18 protein-coding genes, 1 pseudogene and 1 other annotated feature are annotated in these 19,498 nt (G+C 36.8%); of the genes and pseudogenes, 3 read left to right on the top strand and 16 right to left on the bottom strand.

The window, feature by feature from the left end:
* Nucleotides 1–184 precede the first annotated feature (184 nt).
* The 12 genes and pseudogenes from dprA to murA all read right to left on the bottom strand — a co-directional run.
* Nucleotides 185–1,135 (bottom strand): DNA-processing protein DprA, encoded by a 951-nt coding sequence (gene dprA / locus CLO1100_RS11845; RefSeq protein ID WP_014313989.1) that lies wholly within the window; start codon nt 1,133–1,135, stop codon nt 185–187.
* Nucleotides 1,136–1,146: 11 nt separating this feature from the next.
* Nucleotides 1,147–2,676, bottom strand: coding sequence for a YifB family Mg chelatase-like AAA ATPase (locus CLO1100_RS11850; RefSeq protein WP_014313990.1), 1,530 nt, complete (start codon nt 2,674–2,676; stop codon nt 1,147–1,149).
* Between the two features lie 217 nt (nt 2,677–2,893).
* Nucleotides 2,894–3,358 (bottom strand): transcriptional regulator NrdR, encoded by a 465-nt coding sequence (gene nrdR, locus CLO1100_RS11855; RefSeq protein ID WP_014313991.1) that lies wholly within the window; start codon nt 3,356–3,358, stop codon nt 2,894–2,896.
* A 91-nt stretch (nt 3,359–3,449) separates the two neighbouring features.
* Nucleotides 3,450–3,710, bottom strand: a complete 261-nt coding sequence (locus CLO1100_RS11860) for a YlmC/YmxH family sporulation protein (RefSeq protein ID WP_014313992.1) — start codon at nt 3,708–3,710, stop codon at nt 3,450–3,452.
* A gap of 94 nt (nt 3,711–3,804) precedes the next feature.
* A complete protein-coding gene (gene sigG, locus CLO1100_RS11865; protein WP_014313993.1) occupies nt 3,805–4,578 on the bottom strand; it encodes an RNA polymerase sporulation sigma factor SigG in 774 nt (257 codons plus the stop codon).
* Between the two features lie 136 nt (nt 4,579–4,714).
* Complete coding sequence (gene sigE, locus CLO1100_RS11870; protein WP_014313994.1) at nt 4,715–5,446, bottom strand: RNA polymerase sporulation sigma factor SigE; 732 nt, start codon at nt 5,444–5,446, stop codon at nt 4,715–4,717.
* A gap of 39 nt (nt 5,447–5,485) precedes the next feature.
* Complete coding sequence (gene spoIIGA, locus CLO1100_RS11875; protein WP_014313995.1) at nt 5,486–6,385, bottom strand: sigma-E processing peptidase SpoIIGA; 900 nt, start codon at nt 6,383–6,385, stop codon at nt 5,486–5,488.
* Nucleotides 6,386–6,627: 242 nt separating this feature from the next.
* Complete coding sequence (gene ftsZ / locus CLO1100_RS11880) at nt 6,628–7,770, bottom strand: cell division protein FtsZ (RefSeq protein WP_014313996.1); 1,143 nt, start codon at nt 7,768–7,770, stop codon at nt 6,628–6,630.
* Between the two features lie 154 nt (nt 7,771–7,924).
* On the bottom strand, nt 7,925–9,169 hold the full coding sequence (gene ftsA / locus CLO1100_RS11885; RefSeq protein ID WP_014313997.1) for a cell division protein FtsA: 1,245 nt from the start codon (nt 9,167–9,169) through the stop codon (nt 7,925–7,927).
* A gap of 52 nt (nt 9,170–9,221) precedes the next feature.
* The gene (locus CLO1100_RS11890) at nt 9,222–9,584 is read right to left on the bottom strand and encodes a small basic family protein (RefSeq protein WP_014313998.1); all 363 of its coding nucleotides are present in this window, start codon (nt 9,582–9,584) and stop codon (nt 9,222–9,224) included.
* 36 nt (nt 9,585–9,620) lie between these two features.
* Nucleotides 9,621–10,460 (bottom strand): FtsQ-type POTRA domain-containing protein, encoded by an 840-nt coding sequence (locus CLO1100_RS11895; protein ID WP_014313999.1) that lies wholly within the window; start codon nt 10,458–10,460, stop codon nt 9,621–9,623.
* Between the two features lie 6 nt (nt 10,461–10,466).
* Nucleotides 10,467–11,393 (bottom strand): annotated as a pseudogene (murA, locus tag CLO1100_RS11900) (UDP-N-acetylglucosamine 1-carboxyvinyltransferase); the annotation flags it as partial.
* 151 nt (nt 11,394–11,544) lie between these two features.
* On the opposite strand from murA, the gene CLO1100_RS11905 reads away from it, so the two are divergent.
* The 3 genes from CLO1100_RS11905 (at nt 11,545) to aroF (ending at nt 15,139) form a co-directional block, all read left to right on the top strand.
* The gene (locus CLO1100_RS11905) at nt 11,545–12,948 is read left to right on the top strand and encodes a Mur ligase family protein (protein ID WP_014314000.1); all 1,404 of its coding nucleotides are present in this window, start codon (nt 11,545–11,547) and stop codon (nt 12,946–12,948) included.
* 2 nt (nt 12,949–12,950) lie between these two features.
* Complete coding sequence (locus tag CLO1100_RS11910; protein WP_014314001.1) at nt 12,951–13,697, top strand: glutamine amidotransferase; 747 nt, start codon at nt 12,951–12,953, stop codon at nt 13,695–13,697.
* 73 nt (nt 13,698–13,770) lie between these two features.
* Nucleotides 13,771–14,025: a binding site (T-box leader), on the top strand.
* Between the two features lie 100 nt (nt 14,026–14,125).
* On the top strand, nt 14,126–15,139 hold the full coding sequence (gene aroF / locus CLO1100_RS11915) for a 3-deoxy-7-phosphoheptulonate synthase (RefSeq protein WP_014314002.1): 1,014 nt from the start codon (nt 14,126–14,128) through the stop codon (nt 15,137–15,139).
* A 68-nt stretch (nt 15,140–15,207) separates the two neighbouring features.
* On the opposite strand, the gene CLO1100_RS11920 is transcribed toward aroF, so the two are convergent.
* From CLO1100_RS11920 to polA, 4 genes are read right to left on the bottom strand one after another with little or no spacing between them, the layout of a single operon-like run.
* Nucleotides 15,208–15,555: a hypothetical protein gene (locus CLO1100_RS11920; protein ID WP_014314003.1), complete on the bottom strand. Its 348-nt coding sequence runs from the start codon at nt 15,553–15,555 to the stop codon at nt 15,208–15,210.
* Between the two features lie 57 nt (nt 15,556–15,612).
* The gene (locus tag CLO1100_RS11925) at nt 15,613–16,200 is read right to left on the bottom strand and encodes a lytic transglycosylase domain-containing protein (protein WP_014314004.1); all 588 of its coding nucleotides are present in this window, start codon (nt 16,198–16,200) and stop codon (nt 15,613–15,615) included.
* Nucleotides 16,197–16,808 carry a dephospho-CoA kinase gene (coaE, locus tag CLO1100_RS11930; RefSeq protein WP_014314005.1) on the bottom strand — a complete coding sequence of 204 codons (612 nt, stop codon included), beginning with the start codon at nt 16,806–16,808 and terminating at the stop codon, nt 16,197–16,199. The genes CLO1100_RS11925 and coaE overlap by 4 nt, the downstream gene beginning before the upstream one ends.
* Nucleotides 16,795–19,485 carry a DNA polymerase I gene (gene polA, locus CLO1100_RS11935; protein ID WP_014314006.1) on the bottom strand — a complete coding sequence of 897 codons (2,691 nt, stop codon included), beginning with the start codon at nt 19,483–19,485 and terminating at the stop codon, nt 16,795–16,797. Before polA ends, coaE begins: the two co-directional genes overlap by 14 nt.
* Nucleotides 19,486–19,498: the final 13 nt, after the last annotated feature.

Raw genomic sequence — 19,498 nt, forward strand, 5'->3', positions numbered from 1 at the left:
TTCATGATAAAAAGATATAAACGTTTTAAAGTGCCTTTTTAGCCCTATATAAGCTTAATGAAAAACAAAAAGAGCGAAGCCGAAGCCTCACTCTCTTTGTAAAAAAATCCACGAAACAAATTTTTTCAGTTTAACACTTAAATTGTACAATATATTACAAAATAATACAATAGTTACGGAAAATTTATGCGAATGCCCTATAGCACTTGTTAATACCGATGCAGTTTTTTACTGAAAATTTAATCACACAAATAAAAACATAACTAAAAATGTTCTTATTTCTGCATTTAATTGTATTCAAAAAAAACTCGATATTTATAATATTTAAGATTAATTCCAATATAGATATTATTGCACAGTCGATATTTCCCGGGACGGCAAAGACCTCTCTCCCCTGCTCCAAGGCACACCCTGCAGTAATTAGAGAGCCGCTTCGTTTAGCTGCCTCAATGACAAGGACTCCGCTGGAAATTCCACTTATTATTCTGTTTCGTGCCGGGAAGTTATGTTGCAACGGCGGCATTCCCGGAGGGTACTCAGATAACACTAATCCTTTGGAATCTACTATATCCTCAAAAAGTCCTACATTTTCCTGAGGATAAATATTATCAAGCCCGGAACCGAGAACCGCTATGGTTTTTCCTCCTGCGTCCAGACACCCTTTATGGGCAATACTATCAATTCCTCTGGCCAGACCGCTTACTATTGTTACACCTCTCATTGAGAGGTCATATGACAATCTACCGGCCGTTTTCGCACCATACCCGGTAGTCCTTCTCGAACCAACCACTGCAATAGAAAAACTGTCAGATTCAAGCTTTCCCTTATAATATAAAGCTATAGGCGGGTCATATATATTTTTAAGTTTTTGAGGATAGGTTTCTTCGTAAATATTTACCATTTTTATATTACTTCGCACCATCACTTTGTATATAGTACCAACTCTATCTCTTTTGTCCGAGTTCAAAAGTTCTTTTATATTTTTTTCAGTTAACCCTTTTGTATTTTTAAGATCATTTTCTGAAAGACCATATATAACATCGGGACCTTTATATTTTTCCAGTAAATCAAATGCCTTCTTCGAACTTAATCCTTCCAAGGATGATAACCAAATCCAGTACTCAATATCTCTCATAAATTCTCCTTCTATATTTTTATTCTGTCCATGCTGCGGTATTGTATCGCCTCGGCGATATGTTCAGATTTTATTTTCTCACTGCCATCCATATCCGCAATAGTCCTTGCTACTTTTAAGATTCTGTCATAGGCACGAGCACTCAGTCCAAGTCTTTCAAATGCCATTTTAAGAAGGCTTGACGTATTTCTGTCAAGTTCACAATATTTTCTTATTAATGTTGGCGTCAATTCAGAATTTGAATATATTCCCAACCCTCTGTACCTGTCAGTCTGAATCTTTCTTGCCCTATTTACTCTTTCACGTATAACGGCTGACGTTTCTTCCCTGACTTCATTATTTAAATCATCGTATCTTACTGGATGTATTTCTGCGTGTATGTCAATCCTGTCCAGCAATGGCTGACTTAGTTTACCAAGATATTGTTGTACCATTTTGGGCGTACAACTGCATTTGTTGGACGGTTCCAGATAATAACCGCATTTGCATGGGTTAGCTGCACAAATAAGAGTTGTTCTTGCAGGGTATGTAATACTTCCGTTGACTCTGGATATGGTTATCTCTCCATCTTCCAGAGGCTGTCTAAGTACTTCAATAGCACTTTTTTCAAATTCCGGAAATTCGTCCAGGAAAAGAACACCGTAGTGAGCAAGGCTAACCTCTCCCGGTTTGCACTGTTTTCCACCTCCTACAAGACTTATTGCTGATATGGTGTGGTGCGGATTTCTGAAAGGTCTGTGAGTAATCAGAGAAGTATTTCTCGGCAAAAGACCTGAAATACTGTGTAATTTTGTTATTTGAACTGCTTCCTCGAATGTCATATCCGGAAGTATTGACGGCAGCCTTTTTGCCAGCATTGTTTTGCCGCTGCCGGGTGAACCTATCATGAGCATATTATGCGAACCGCAGGCAGCTACCTCCATTGCCCTTTTTAAACTTGCCTGTCCCTTTACGTCACAAAAATCCAAACTGTCTTTAGTATTATGCATAAATATGCTGTCCACGTTTATAAGGTAGAATGGAATGGTATTATCACCATTCAGGTGTTTTATAATATCATTAAGGCTTTTTACCGGTAAAATGTTTACACTACTGAATACTGCTGCTTCATCGGAATTCGTTTCAGGTACAAATATATTCTTTATATCATTTGCAGCTGCACAGCAAACCATTGATATAATTCCGTCTATTGGTTTTATACTTCCGTCCAGAGAGAGTTCTCCTAAGAACATGTATGACGAAAGGTCGGTATTCTTTATTATATCCGAAGCTACAAGTATTCCTACTGCGATGGAAACATCATACATTGATCCTCCCTTCCTCAGACTTGCAGGAGCCAGATTTATTGTTATTCTCCTTACAGGAAAATCAATACCGCTGTTCTTAATAGCAGCTCTGACTCGTTCACGTGATTCTCTTACTGCCATATCGCCAAGTCCTACTACGTCGAAATTGGGTATACCATTGCTTATATCTGTTTCAACGTCAACAATACAGCCGTCAATACCCAAAAGGGCACAGCTCTTTACCTTTGAGACCATATAAAATATCCTCTCATTTAATTTTTTTTAGAAATTTAGATGTAAATCACATTAGAATATAACTTAAGAAATTTAAATAGAAACCTTACCAATATAGAAGAAATACTAAGAATTACAAGAAATGATATCGTTCTATCGGATAAAATTTTAACATAAAACTATAATAAAGTCAAAAACCCATTCAACAAAAGCGAATGGGCTGTATTTTTTATATAAACTATTCCATTTTTTCATCTCTAAGCAGTTTTCTAAGCTCGTCCATGAAAGTATTTATATCCTTAAATTGCCTGTAAACAGACGCAAATCTTACATAAGCAACTTCGTCCATGGTTTTAAGCTTTGACATAACCATTTCACCAATGTCTTCTGTAGTTACTTCTCTTTGAAGTGAATTATGCAGTTGTGATTCAATATTTTCTACCATTTTTTCCAAATCGTTTATAGAAACAGGCCTTTTCTCACATGCTCTTAAGAGTCCATTCATTAGTTTATCCCTATCAAAGGGCTGTCTTGACTTATCCTTTTTAATTACCATCAGGGGTAGACTTTCAACCTTTTCATATGTGGTGAATCTTCTGTTGCATTTTGTACATTCACGTCTTCTTCTGATAGCAGAGCCTTCATCTGTGGGTCTGGAATCAATGACCTTATCTTCTATAAAACCGCAAAATGGACACTTCATTTGTTTATACCCTCCTGTTGTAAAAGCAAGTGTTTTTTATGCTGATTCCATTTTACCTTATTTGATAATATTTGTATACCTACAGCCGCTATCATTCTAAAAACTTTCTGACAATATTCTCATTCATTTCAACCAGTATTATTTCGTCACCAACCTTAATTATACTTTCCCATGGAATTATGTATTCATTGTCCTTTCCAAACATACCAAACCATTTACCCGGTATAGGTACTACTATCCCCTCTATTCTTCCGTCATTGAGGTTTATTTCGACATCTGAGACCATTCCCAGGCGTGTACCATCCGAAACATTTATAACTTCCTTATCTTTCAGGCTGCTTGCTCTTCTCATGTATTGACCTCCGCAATCAAAAAAAATTAGGACATATATTAATAATTATATGTCCTAATTTTTTTGATATGAAATATTTAATTTTTCATATTTATTAAATATACTTCTTCATATGCATTAATGCTGTCTTTTCAAGTCTTGATACCTGTGCCTGAGAAATTCCTATTTCATCTGCAACTTCCATTTGAGTTCTTCCTTCAAAGAACCTGAGATTGAGAATCAGTTTTTCCCTGTCATTGAGTTTACGCATGGCTTCTTTCAGAGAAATAGTTTCAAGCCAATTCTCGTCAATATTCTTGTCGTCACTGACCTGATCCATTACATAAATGGCATCTCCTCCGTCATGGTAAACGGATTCAAACAACGATATAGGGTCTTGAATCGCATCCAATGCAAAAACAATATCCTCCTTGGGAAGTTGAAGTTCCTGAGCCAGTTCTGCTATTGTAGGCTCCTTTGAATTTTGTGTAGTAAGCCTCTCCTTTGCCTGTAATGCTTTATAGGCAATATCTCGCAATGAACGGCTTACTCTTATGGAGTTATTATCTCTTAGATACCTTCTGATTTCTCCTATTATCATTGGGACTGCATAAGTTGAAAACTTGACATTCTGAGTTACATCAAAATTGTCTATAGCTTTTATTAAACCTATACAGCCTACCTGAAACAAATCATCAACATATTCTCCTCTATTATTAAACCTCTGAATAACACTTAATACAAGCCTGAGATTTCCATTTATAAACTCATCTCTAGCAGAATTATCGCCTTTATGCATTCTTTCAAATAGTACTTTTTTCTGTTCATTAGTGAGAACAGGAAGTTTAGATGTATTAACGCCACATATTTCAACTTTATTGATAAGCATATAAAAACCTCCAGAGCAATAATAACTGTGCAATATCATTATTGCCATGAAGGTCTAATTTATACTGAATTAGCATCCAAAATATTTTTCTTGAAACCCTTGACAAGCTTGCTTTTGAGGGCTCAACGGCTTCTCTCTAGGTCATCCTGCTAATCTCTTTTTTTAGTCTGCTGATAATTCTTTTTTCAAGTCTTGAAATATAAGATTGGGATATACCCAGCATATCAGCCACTTCTTTTTGGGTTTTTTCAACACCGTTAGAAAGACCAAACCTCAGCTCCATTATCTTCTTTTCCCTTACTGATAATTTTTTCATTGCTGCAGCAAGAAGCTCCTTGTCAACCTCGTCCTCAATACTCCTATGAATCATGTCATTATCGGTTCCAAGTATATCCGACAGCAGCAGTTCATTACCATCCCAATCGATATTTAAAGGTTCATCAATAGATATTTCTGCCTTAACCCTGTTGTTTCTTCTCAAATACATGAGTATTTCATTTTCAATACATCTTGAAGCATATGTTGCAAGCTTAATATTTTTCGAAGGATTGAATGTATTTATAGCCTTTATCAAACCTATAGTACCTATGGAAATCAAATCTTCTACTCCTACACCTGTATTTTCAAACTTTCTTGCAATATAAACAACCAGTCTGAGATTTCTTTCAATTAAAATACTTTTAACGCCATAATCGCTTTGTTCAAGCTTATTAAGGAGGTATGTCTCTTCGTCGAGGGTAAGAGGAGGCGGCAAAGCCTCACTACCTCCTATGTAATGTACGGGAAATGTGCTCCCAATCTTAAATTTCCTTAATAGCGTTTCGTACTTGATAAGTAAGTACATCTTACACCTGGATACAAAATTCATTTAGCTGTCCCCTTTCAAATATGTATATAGTAATTCAGCCTACGCAACCAGTTCCGGACCAAGCAGTGCCTTGTACTTTTCATTCCTTGACAGGGACCTGTTGTATATACCTACAATCACATTTTTTACATCCCTTTTTTCTTCTTCCTCACCTATTTCAATAAAATCAGGTTTAAACCCTATAAGCATTCCGTTTTCCTTGCCCAACGAGCTAAAGGGTATCAGCCTAAACCTTGAAAACCACTTAGAAGTTGAAATTGTTGTAGTTACACAGCTTAAATCGTCTTCCTTTGAATTTTTAAAGATATCCTTTATCTCTATTGGCAGTAGTTCTTCCAGTGCCTTAAATTCTACAACCATTACAGGATTATTTGTTAAAGGGTCCTTTAATGAATTGCCGGTATCTACTAAAGCAGGAAACCCAATCTTTCTGTTATCGAAGGAAATCTTAACCGGTATCAGTAGATTATCTCTGGTAAATTTACTTTGAATGACTTCCATAAATATTTTTATGATTATACCCACTGTAACAAGTGAAAAAAACATCAAACTCCACTTTGATTGTCCAAATACATAAACAATACCGTTTTTCACAAAACCTCCCTGCTCGTTGAAAAACAAGAAAGCAAGTGCCGCACCGGCAAATATAAAAGTTGATATGTAAAAAATTACTAATGTTTTTATGAATGTCATAATCTTTCTGGGAGAAAAGGTTACAGCAATTATAAAGAAGGATAAAAGTATCTTTGCCAAAGTAGTATAGAATACCTTTATATCAGGCTCAATTATTATAACGCCAACATATAAGGCGCCTATTATCGCCCCTGAAAATAATCGCAAAGTACTGGTTCTGTATCTGGAAAACTTTGCAGTAACATATAGAATAAGATAATTGATAACCAAATTTTCAAGGATAAGAACATCCAAATAAATTTCCACTTTTATACCTCACAATTACTAAAAGACCTGTACGGAAATTATATCTATTAAATTATTATTCAAGCCTTTATGTTTTTATGTTTATTATACATAGTTAATTAACAAAAGTTTGTCAAAAAGAAATGTAGAAAAAGAATTTTCATTTGACAAAATAGGTTTTCAAAAACCCGGAAAATGCAAAAAACCCGTTGGAACTTCCAACGGGCTGCAAATGCGATAAATTAACCGAATTTATGCTCTATTTATTTAAATCTGTTTCTTCTCAGGAAAGTTGGTATATCAAGTTCATTGTCAACTGACATTGAACCGGAAGAATTCTTCTCTTGTGAAATAGAACCGTAGCTTCCGCTTTCAACAGGGGTTGAAGCATTTGTAGTTACAGGATTTTTAACTACTTTTTCAACAGGCTTCTCAGTCTTTTTAAGGATAGGACTAGTCTCAAAACCGGTTGCAATAACTGTTATCATAAGTTCATCCTTGAGATTGTCATCAATAACAGCTCCAAAAATTATATTTGCTTCGGGGTCAGCAGATTTCTGAACGAGTTCAGCAGCAGTATTTACTTCAAACAGACCCAAATCAGGTCCTCCTGTAATATTTACAAGAACTCTCCTTGCTCCCTCAATTGATGTTTCAAGAAGCGGACTTTGAATTGCCTGTTTTGCTGCTTCTTCTGCCCTACTTTCACCGGATGCTCTTCCTACTCCCATGTGAGCCAAACCTGAACTAAGCATTATTGTTTTGACATCGGCAAAGTCAAGATTTACTAAACCGGGAACAGCAATCAAATCAGAAATACCCTGTACACCCTGAAGTAAGACATCATCCGCCATTCTGAAAGCATCTACCATGGTTGTTCTCTTCTCAACAACCTGTAGGAGTCTGTCATTTGGAATTGTTACCAACGAATCAACTGAATTTTTAAGGTTTTCTATACCTCTTTCAGCATGCTGCATACGAGTTCTGCTTTCAAACATAAAAGGTTTTGTAACAACAGCTATAGTAAGAATACCCATTTCTCTTGCAAGCTGCGCTACAACAGGAGCTGCACCAGTTCCTGTTCCGCCGCCCATTCCGGCAGTAACAAAAACCATGTCGGCACCCTTTATCGCTTGAGCAATCTCATCTCTGCTCTCATTGGCTGCTTTTTCTCCGGTTTCAGGATTTGCTCCGGCACCAAGGCCCTTAGTAAGCTTGTCTCCTATCTGAATCTTTGTATTGGCTTTTGATAAAAATAATGCCTGCTTATCAGTATTAATCGCTATAAAATCCACGCCTCTTAACCCGGCTGCTATCATCCTGTTAACGGCATTGTTACCACCGCCGCCGCAACCAATAACTTTTATTTGGGCAAAATGGTCCATGTCAATCTCGAAATCTAGCAATTTAAATCCCCCTTTAGCATTTGTAATAAAACTTGATGTGTATATCTATTAAAATCAACGGAATAAATTGTCTTTTTTTATATATAGCGTAGAAAAACACATAATAATACTATATATTATAAAAACAAATAAGGCAAGTTTTAGATTTTATTACCTAGTAAAAAAATTCTTTTAAGGCATTTAATGCCTTTTTAAAAAAAGAACTTTCTTTAGCTTTTTTTACAGGCTTTAAATCAGTTTTTTTACTAATAGAACTTGTTGTACTTGCTTCTCTTTCCTGTTTTCCTATGTAACTGATTATACCGGCTGCGGTACAATGTTGCAGGCCGGATAAACTTCTTACCTTTGGCGATGCTACCCGTACAGGCATATTGAATAGCTCATTTGCAATTTGTACCGCTCCATCCATTGCTGATATTCCGTTTCCGGAAAGTACCACTCCTGCACCGTAATTACCGGGACAATTTTTTTGAATCAGATCACAGCATATGCTGAACATCTCATAAACTCTTGCTTCAATTACCTCTATAATATCTGAAACCTTAATATTCTTTTTAAAACTCTCGCTGATATCGTTTACTGTTATATCCTGATCAAATTTAATAAGAGCTGTGGAGGCCAGTTGAAGTTGTCTTTTTATCTTTTCCGCTTCGGAATATGTAATCTTAAGAGCTATAGACAAATCATTGGTTATGTGATCTCCTCCAACAGGAATACATTTGTTCATAACCAGCATCTCATTTTTGAAAACACTTATCTCGGTTGAACCTCCTCCAACATCAATAAGCACTACTCCCATTTCCTTTTCGTCGGGAGCTAAAATGCACTCCCCCGCTGAAAAGCCTTCGGGTATTATCCCATCAACTTTTAAACCGGCTTTCTCCATACTTCTTACAATATTCTGTACTGAGATAATCTTTCCTATTACTACGTCAAAATCTCCCTCAAGCTTTGCTCCCTTCATACCTACAGGATCAGTGATACCATCGTAACCGTCTACTATGTACTGTCTGGGAACAACATCAATAATCTCACTGCCTTCGGGTATATTCATAGCACCCGCAGAGTAAAGAAGTTTTTGAACATCGTTTCTTGAAATTTCCTTATTTTCGCTGGAAACAATAGTAAAATTTTTATGATTTATAATATCCACATGCAATCCTGAAATATTTACGTATGCAGTAACAACTTTGATTTCTGCCTGAGCTTCAGCCATTTTTACCGAATTTCTAATAGATGACGAAACCGCCTCAATATCTACAATGATTCCTTTTTTAACCCCAGTACAAGGATCAGTTCCTTTACCTAAGACCTCTACCTCGCCCATGCTGTTAATTTTCCCAATTACCGTACTTACTTTAGAAGTACCTATGTCAATTCCTACAATGATATCAGACACCGAACTGACCCCCTAAAAAGTGTATCTTTAGTACTTTACGTAACATTCTAATCTAAACATCCTCTTTTACTATATTATCTTTTTTAAACATTTTATTCAATAGATATCTTCTAATTAAAGCAAAGTTTAAGAAAAGTCTGTTACCGAAGGCAAAAATGGCTGCAAAGTATATTTGTATTCCAAGTTTGTCCCCAATATAAGCAAGACCAGCAGCAAGCAACGCATTTCCAAAAAAGCCTGACAGGAATATTCTCATCTCGAATTTTTTGTTTATTGACGCAACTATCCCGCCAAAAACAGAGTCTAATGCAGCAAGTATGGCCACCGCTACATATGTAAAATACTCTGATGGTATCGTTATTGGAATAAACATGCCTGCAATTATTCCCAGAATTAATCCTAAAATCGGTATCATATTAACCTCCATGAGCCACAGTTGTATGTATTTTAATTATTCAGCCGGAGCAAAGAACGGATACTTTCCCGTTGTAAAATCCAGTGTTCCTTTTTGCTTGGCAGTAATATTATTAACAAATAACTTTCTGAAGAAACCTATTTTGTAATCCAAATCATCCATGTCACCAAACTTTACGGTAACCCTGTTTTCAAATACAGCTGTTACGGCACCGGGATCTGACATATTAACTGCTGTCAGTTTTGGGTACAGTTTCAGTTTAGAATCCTTATCATTCTTTGTAAGGGCATTACAAAAAATCATCAAGTCATTCAGTGTATCTTTATTCTTAAATTTTACCTCTTGTCCCAATTTAAAGCTATCCAACGAATTACCTATTATTTTGAAATATTTCTTTTTTTCATTTTGATTTGTAAGAACTTCCAATGCATACCCCTGTTTATCAATCAACAGGCTTGCCCCTTTATTGTCGAGTATACAATAAGGTGTTCTCTCCGTCACCTTTATTTTTATGGACTTTGGTAGGGAAGGTCTTATACTGATAGAGCTTATGTACGGCATAGAAACTGAAACTGCTTTTTCCTTGTCTCCAAACTTTAGAGTTAACAGATTCTTTGGTTTTTCTCCAAGCATTTTGAACACATTCTGACCTGTAACAAGCCCTGAACGCAAAATTATTTCATTGGCCTGGTATTTTTTATTCCCAGTAACATTTATGTTATCTACTATAAAAAGTGAAGATCTGGCAAATAAAACAACTGCCGTCACAATCAAAACAAATGTAAATAACTTTTTCAGCCTTCTTATTTTAAATCTGTATTTTTTTTTCTTTTTGTCATTTGTAGTTTTTAAATTTTTCTTTTGATTATTATTCATTCGCTTTTATACCCTTATAATTTTTGCGCCTAAAGCTGACAGTTTATCTTCTATCTTGTAGTAGCCTCTGTCAATATGCTCAAGGCTTGTAACTATAGTTTCCCCTTTTGCTGCTAATCCGGCAAGAACCAAAGCCGCACCTCCGCGTAAATCTCTTGCTGTCACCTGCGCACCGTTAAGGCCGTCAACACCTTTTATCACAGCGACACGACTGTCTATTCTGATGTTTGCACCCATCTTTAAGAGTTCGTCAACATGTTTGTATCTACTTTCAAATATTGTCTCAATTATAATGCTGGTCCCTTTGCATATTGAAAGCAATGTCATCAGTTGTGCCTGCATATCCGTTGGGAATCCTGGATAAGGCAAGGTCCGTACTACTTCAATTGCATCTAACCTTGTTCCGGCGCTCACCTGGATGTCATTCCTCTTTATGGAAATCTGACAGCCTATATCCCTTAACACCGAGGCAATTGATATGATATGTTCCGGTATAATATTCTTTATTGTTATATTGCCGCCTGTAATAGCAGCAGCGACCATATATGTACCCGTAATGATCCTGTCGGGGATTATAGTATGCTCAACATTGTTCAGTTTTTTCTCAAGACCTTTAATTCTTATTACGCTTGATCCTGCTCCGGTAACCTTTGCCCCGATTTTTTGAAGGAAGTTCTGTAAATCTACAATCTCCGGCTCTTTTGCTGCGTTTCTGATAACAGTGTCTCCCTGTGCATAAACAGCAGCTATCATGGTATTTTCCGTTGCACCTACACTCGGATAATCAAGATAAATGTCGCATCCCTTCAGTCCGTCTGTCTCGCATAATATGTAACCGCCGCTAATATCATCTATTTTTGCACCAAGGCTTCTTAATGCTTTCAAATGTAAATCAATAGGTCTTGGGCCTAATTCACAACCACCTGATTGTGTTACTTTGCTGGCACTATGCTTTTATAATTATATCATAATGTAATATTACCCATCAATGCGATATAAAACATAAGAAATTTGTTAAAAATCATGATATAATGTTTACTAAAAGTTATTTTATTTTTGGTCTTAATATTACTTAGGAGAATATATGAACTTCAGAAAAATACTGACAATAATAATATCAAAATTAACCATAAGAATACTCAGAATACTGAAAAAAGGCGGTACAACCTTACCCGGTAAGGTTGCGTTTAAATTATATCCTGATATTCTAAAATCAATAGCAAAAGACTTTGAAATAATCATGGTTACGGGAACTAATGGTAAAACAACAACTTCAAGAATTATTGAAGAGATTCTAAAAAATAATAATGTTGATTACATAACCAACAAATCAGGTGCAAATTTATTAAGCGGTATAACTACAACTTTCATACAGGCGGTTTCTCCCTTGGGAAAGCCAAAACACCAGACAGCTCTTATTGAAAGTGATGAGGCAGCATTTAATCAGGTTACAAAGCATCTCCAACCAAAGTCTGTTGTAGTTACCAACTTTTTCAGAGACCAGTTGGACCGATACGGAGAACTCTATTCTACATTGAATGCTGTTAAATCGGGTTTGGACAGGCTGGATGAAAAAACTACCCTTATACTAAATGCCGATGATTCAATGTGTGCATCACTTGGACATCTAACAGAGAAGCCTGTATTTTACTATGGTTTCGGTGAATCTGCCAGTCAGCAGAGTATAGAGAATATCAATACCGATGCCATGTTCTGTATTTTCTGCAAAGGAAAATACCAGTACAAAAACCATGTATATGGTCATTTAGGCGGATTCTATTGCCCGGAATGCGGATATTCAAGACCTGCGGCAGACCTTGAATGTATTGGTATTGAGGAAGCAGGAAGCAGCTATACAACCATCAAGTGGAAATGTTCAAAGGCGTTAGGCACCCACGAGGCTGAACACACAACCCGGATTAATCTTCCCGGCCTCTATAATGTATATAATGCAATGGCGGCAGCAGCCTGTGGCCTTTCGCTTGCATATAGTCACGAAACGGTACAGAAGGCTGTGGAATCCTTTGAATGCGGCTTCGGTAGAATGGAAACTATCAATGTTGGAGATAAATTAATAAAATTAATCCTTGTGAAAAATCCTACAGGATTTAATCAGGTACTGAATTTTCTGACCCTTGACAGTCAACCCCTGAATATAGCTTTCCTTATTAATGACAAGTTAGCTGACGGAACAGACATTTCTTGGCTGTGGGATGTTGATTTTGAACACCTGAATACTGCAGGTGACAGAATCGTCAATCTTATAACCTCCGGTATAAGAGGTGAGGATATGGCTGTACGTCTTAAATACAGCGGCCTTGATACAAGAAAAATCAGAATTATAAAAGACTATCAAAGGGTTATTGATGAGGGACTAAAAGCAGTTTCTGCCGGCGGATGTTTTTATATCCTGCCTACTTACACAGCTATGTTGGATATCAGAGGTATTTTAAAGAAAAAGTTTAACTTAAAGGAGTTCTGGAAATAGATATGTATCAATTAAAAATTTGTCATTTATACCCTGACCTTTTAAACACTTACGGAGACATGGGAAACATACTTGCTCTTAAAAGACGTGCTCAGTGGCGTAATATAGATGTATCAGTAACCAATATCACAATAGGGGACAGTTTTAATTCGGAAGAGTTCGATATTGTTTTTCTCGGAGGCGGTCAGGATTACGAGCAGGAGATTATCCAAAACGATGTACTTACCCAAAAGGGAGCAGAGATTAAAAATGCAGTAGAGGGCAATAAGGTGTTCCTATGTATCTGCGGAGGATATCAGCTCATGGGAAAATACTATAAGACATGGGACGGAAAAGAGCTTGAATACTTGGGTGCGCTTGATTTATGGACAATCGGCGGTAAGGAAAGAATGATTGGAAATATTGTATTTGAAAGCGAACTGATTTCAGATAATGGCTCACCTCTCAAAATCGTTGGATTTGAGAATCACTCTGGACGTACTTATCTGGGTGATAGTGTTCGTCCTTTGGGTAAAGTTCTTTCAGGCAATGGTAATAATGGTACTGATGGGTTTGAAGGTGCGGTTTACAAAAATGTTTATTGCTCCTACTCACATGGAAGCCTCCTGCCTAAAAACCCGCATCTGGCAGATCATCTGATATCTATAGCTTTAAAACAAAGCTATGATGAATTCGATGGCCTTAATCAGTTGGAAGATGCTTTTGAGAATGCAGCAAGAGTTACAATGATACAAAGAATATTAAAATAGTTATAATGCATAAAAAAATCATTGACTTTTGATTATAGTGCATGTTACTATAATTCTAATACAATATTTGTAAGTAAATGTGATGAATGGGAAAAGTAGACTATATGAGTCTTCAAAGCGAGCAGTGGTCTGGTGGAAGCATTGCAGGATAGTATTTTTGAAGTTCTCCCATGAACAGTTGGCTGAACCTTTTATGTAGGTCATACCGGGTCTTTCCCGTTATAGAAAGAATTGTATCGGAAATTTCATTTGTTTTTCCCGTACATGATTAAGTGGGTTTTTACCAATTTGGGTGGTACCGCGTAGGCTATAAGTCTTCGTCCCTTGTTTATAGGGATGAGGGCTTTTTTATTTACTAAAACCCTGAAATGCTAACTAGTTTACTTGAGACATTTGTATTAAAAATTTAATTTGTGGAGGGTTAAGTTATGATTATTGTAATGAAGCAAAGTGCGACGGTAAAGGACATTGAAAACGTTGAAGGCAGGCTACTTGATCTGGGTTTTAAAACCCATCCCATTCACGGAGATATAAAAACGGTAATCGGAGCAATCGGTGATAAAAGGCTGCTTAATGTTCACGCTATATCCCAGATGCAAGGTGTAGAAACACTCGTTCCTATTATGAAACCGTATAAACTTGCAGGTAATGAACTTCAGCATTCACCAACAGTTATAGACATCGGCGGTGTTAAAATAGGCGGTGAAGAAATTGTTGTTATGGCCGGCCCGTGTGCCATAGAAAATGAAAAGGATTTTGTTGATACTGCAATCAGTGTGAAAAATAGCGGTGCTAAGATCCTTAGAGGCGGTGCTTTCAAGCCTAGAAGTTCTCCATATGCGTTTCAAGGGCTTGAAGAGGATGGTCTTAAAATAATGGTTGCAGGCCGTGAAGCCACCGGTCTAAAAATGGTTACTGAAGTTGTGGATACCAGAGATGTAGAGCTTGTAAATAAATATACAGATATCTTCCAGATAGGCGCAAGGAACATGCAGAATTTCAGGTTATTAAGTGAAGTGGGCATGACTCGTAAGCCTGTACTTTTAAAAAGAGGGTTGTCTGCCACTATTGAAGAATGGCTTATGGCAGCTGAATATATAATTGCAGAGGGAAATCATGAAGTTATCCTTTGCGAAAGGGGTATACGTACTTTTGAAACAATGACAAGAAATACCCTTGATTTAAGTGCAATCCCTGCTATTAAAGATGTTTCCCATCTTCCGGTTGTTGTTGACCCCAGCCATGCCACCGGTAACTGGAAGTATGTCCCTGCACTTGCAAAGGGAGCAATCGCTACCGGCGCAGACGGCCTAATTATTGAGGTTCATCCCAATCCACCATGCGCATTGTGTGATGGTCCCCAATCACTACGGCCAGAGAGATTCAAAAGCCTTATGGATGAATTGAGATTAGTAGCCCAAGCAGTACAAAGAACCATTTAATCCGTACCAAAAAAGGAAAGCTGCTGTTAGAATCAGAGCTTTCCTTTTTATTTGTATTTTTGTGTTATCTATACTATGTATTCCAAGTTGGCAGGCTTATATTTAATATCGTCATCCTCATTAAAAATAACCTGCATACATTCAACGCCATCGCAATTAAGCTTATCCAATTCATTTAGTTTCAGGTACACTAACGTGTTTTCAGATATTTTTATGTTTATTCTGTCAAATATCTCCTTTTGCAAAATATCAATTATAGTTTTAATATTATCAAGTGCCGAATGAATTGACTTCGACTCAATAATAACAGGTATCCTGGAATTTGTAGGACTTAAAAGCTTTACGTGAAGTATTCCGGGATCAATAACATTTTGTGTAGGATATAGCAAATCTCTCTCAAATAGAAGTGAATTCATATCGCTTGCACCCTCCTAATCAGATAGTACATTTTTCCTTACACTATAAAAATATCACTATTTGTCATCATCGTAAAGCTTTTTATACATTTTATAGTATTTTTGTATTCTTGAAACATAATTTTCTGTTTCTTCAAATGGTATAATACTAAGACTCTTTCCGTCATGACTTTTTTCAGGATCTTTCAACCATTTAGAAACATTACCGCTGCCTGCGTTGTAAGCAGCCAGTGCTACTACAGTGTCATTGTCAAACTGCTTTAACAAATTTGACAGATACCAGCAGCCAATTTTTATATTGGTTTCGGGTTCAAGGAGCATACTTTTTTCAAACTCATTAATTCCTGCCTTTTTAGCAGCCCACTCCCCAGTGCTATCCATTATTTGCATAAGGCCCTTAGCTTCTCTGGGAGAAACAGCCTGAGAATTAAATCCGCTTTCTGCTTTTATAACCGCATAAACCATATAGTTATCCAGCTTATATTGCTGGGCATACTTCTCAACATACTCTGTGTATTCCAAAGGATATAAATATTCTAAAACATACCTTGAAGCAAATATTCCAACTGCTGCTATTATAACCAGTGTGATTAACACACCTATTATTTTTAAACCGCCTTTTTTCTTTTTCCTCAAAGAAATCACCTTAACAGCCTTGCAAACTGACTTTCCACTTCTTGTCGAAGGATCGTCACATCATCATTATTATTGATAACTTTATTTGCGATACTTAAATATTCCTCATCGGAAATCTGGGAACGAATTCTTGAAACAGCTTCCTCATAGGTCATACCGTTTCTCTTCATTATTCTTTCAACCCTTATCTCCATTAGCGCAAAAACTGTCCAAACCTCATCACACAAATCAAGAAAGCCGTTTTTAATAGGAATGGGTGCATCAATAACAATAACTTTTGTCTGTTTTAGCAGCTGTTCTTCCACATTTTCTTTTATTTTTTGGGCAACAAATTTATGCACAATACTGTTCAAAATCCTGAGTTTGTTTTCATCATTAAACACTCTAGCCGCCAGTTCCTTGCGTTTTAGCTGCCCCCAATCATCAAGTATATCCTTACCGAACTCCTGTGTCAACTCCTCTAAGGCCCTTTTCCCGGGCTCTACGACCTCTCTGCTTATCACATCTGCATCAATTACAACAGCGCCAAGTTCTTTAAGAATACTGCTTACTGTACTTTTCCCGCTTCCTATTCCGCCTGTTACCCCTAAAATTATTGATTTTCTATTTTGTTTCATACCAACTATCCCCATGTTTTACATCTACTGTTAAAGGTACTTTTAATTGTACGGCATTTTCCATACAATCCTTTAACACTTTTGATACCTCTTCCAATTCAGATTTCTCTGTTTCCACAATCAATTCATCATGAACCTGTAGAATAAGTTTCGACTTAAGCTTTCTCTTTTTCAATTCATTATAAACCTTTACCATTGATATTTTGATAATATCTGCCGCACTTCCCTGAATAGGCGTATTCATTGCAACACGCTCTCCAAAGGAACGCATGTTAAAATTACTGGATTTAAGCTCAGGAAGATACCTTCTTCTGCTGTAAAGAGTTGTCACAAACCCAAATTCTTTGCCTTTTTCAACAGTATCACTCATGTATTCCTTAACCTTGGAATACTTATCAAGATAGTCATCTATATATTGTCGAGCTTCCTTTTTTGTTACCCCAATATCTTTTGAAAGGCTGAAATCCCCTATTCCGTAAACTATTCCAAAATTAACGGCTTTCGCCCTTGACCTCATTAACGATGATACCTCTTCCGGAGGTATTCCAAATACCTTTGAAGCAGTAGTAGTATGAATGTCCTCGTTTTTTAAAAAGGCTTCTATCATATTCGGATCATCTGTTATATGTGCAAGTACTCTTAGTTCTATCTGTGAATAGTCGGCATCCAGCAGTACATAATCTTGGTTGGTCGGAATAAATACCTTTCGTATTTTCCTTCCCATTTCCAGCTTCACAGGTATATTTTGTAGATTTGGCTCCGTACTGCTGATTCTTCCGGTTGCCGTCACTGTCTGGTTAAAGTTTGAATGAATCTTACCATCCTGCTCCAATACGGACAAAAGTCCATCGGCATATGTTGACTTGAGTTTCATCAACTGTCTGTATTCAAGAATTCTTTCTACTATCTCATGCTTATAGGAAAGCTGTTCTAGTACCTCTGCACTTGTTGAATATCCTGTTTTCGTTTTCTTTCCAACAGGCAGTCCCAATTTTTCAAAAAGTATTACACCCAGCTGTTTTGGAGAATTAATATTAAAGGTCTCTCCTGCCTGCATGTATATTTCATTTTCCAGTATTACAAGTCTTGAATCCATTTCCTTTGAATATGCTTTCAGGCCTTCCACGTCAACTTTGAAACCCCTTAGCTCCATATCAGCCAGTACCTCAACTAGAGGGAGTTCTATTTTATAATAAAGTTCATCCTGACCGTTATCCCTTATAATAGGCCTCAGCTTCTGTGTCAGCCCAAATATGGCATTTACCGCCGCAGCACAAACCTCAGATGAACTTATATCCTGTTCCTGATCAAGTCTTTTGCCATGTTTATCATACAAAACTTCAACGGGGGTGATACTTTGTTTTAGTTTATCTTCAGACAGCTCAGAAATTGTGTAAGTGCTTCTTGTAGGTTCAAGTATATATGCTGCTATAAAAGTATCAAATACTACATTTTCAAGCTCTATTCCACTAGATTTGAGATACTTGTATAAATTTTTTAAATCATGTCCGTATTTTTCAATATCCTTGCTTTCAAAAATTTCACGAAGTTCTTTAACAGCCGTTTCACAGGTTAATTTTTCTGAGAAAATGATATTTGCAGGAGCGTATTCCTCATTACAGGCAAAAATACACAGATCATCCAGATAACTGCCTGTAGGATCAACGTGATAATACACAGATACATTACCACTGAGCTTGATTACACTTATATATGATTGTAGTTCACTTATGGAATCAACATCCACATGTTCAATTTTTAAAGCTTCAGTTGCTTCTACAAAAGGAGTATTTTCCAGACCGAACTTTTCTATAAGGGTCTTAAATTCCAGCCGTTTGAAGATACCATATAATGCTTCTTTGTCAATTTCTGTTCTTGCAAAACTACTTAGGTTCTCTACACCGGGAACTTTTCTGTATATAGTAGCCAGCCTTTTACTCATAAAAGCAAGCTCTTTGTTATTCTCCAGTTTTTCACGGACGCCCTTCTTCTCTACTTTATCTAAATTTTCATATAATTCTTCTAAAGAGTTAAACTTATTAATTAGATCAATTGCAGTTTTTTCACCTATACCGGGTACTCCGGGGATATTGTCCGAGGTATCACCCATAAGCCCCTTTACGTCTATAAGCTGGCCCGGTGTTACACCGTATTTCTCTATAACCTTTTCATAATCGTATTGATCTGTTTCGGTTTTATTTCCTCTTGTTACAGGAAGTTTTATTCTTGTATGGCTTGATGCCAGCTGTAATGAATCCCTGTCGCCGGTTAATAGTATCGTTTCCATTCCCTGCTTTTCAGCATTCAAAGAAACAGTTCCCAGTATATCGTCAGCTTCAAACCCTTCCACTTCGACTCTTGCAATGTTCATAGCATCCAAAACCTGTTTTATGATGGGAACCTGAACTGCCAACTCATTTGGCATTCCCTTTCTTTGGGCCTTGTATTGATCATACTCCTTATGCCTGAAGGTAGGGGCTTTTAGATCAAAGGCTACGCAAACATACTTTGGGTTTTCATCCTGAAGATATTTTGAAAGTATATTTATGAACCCAAAAACCGCATTTGTATATAATCCCTCGGACGTTGTAAGCATGGCTGCTCTGCTAAGTCCGTAAAAAGCTCTGTTAAGTATACTGTTACCGTCTACAACTAAAATTTTGTCTTCCGAATTCATTTGTGCCTCCACT

Source organism: Clostridium sp. BNL1100, from assembly GCF_000244875.1.
Classification (GTDB): Bacteria; Bacillota; Clostridia; order Acetivibrionales; family DSM-1351; genus Ruminiclostridium.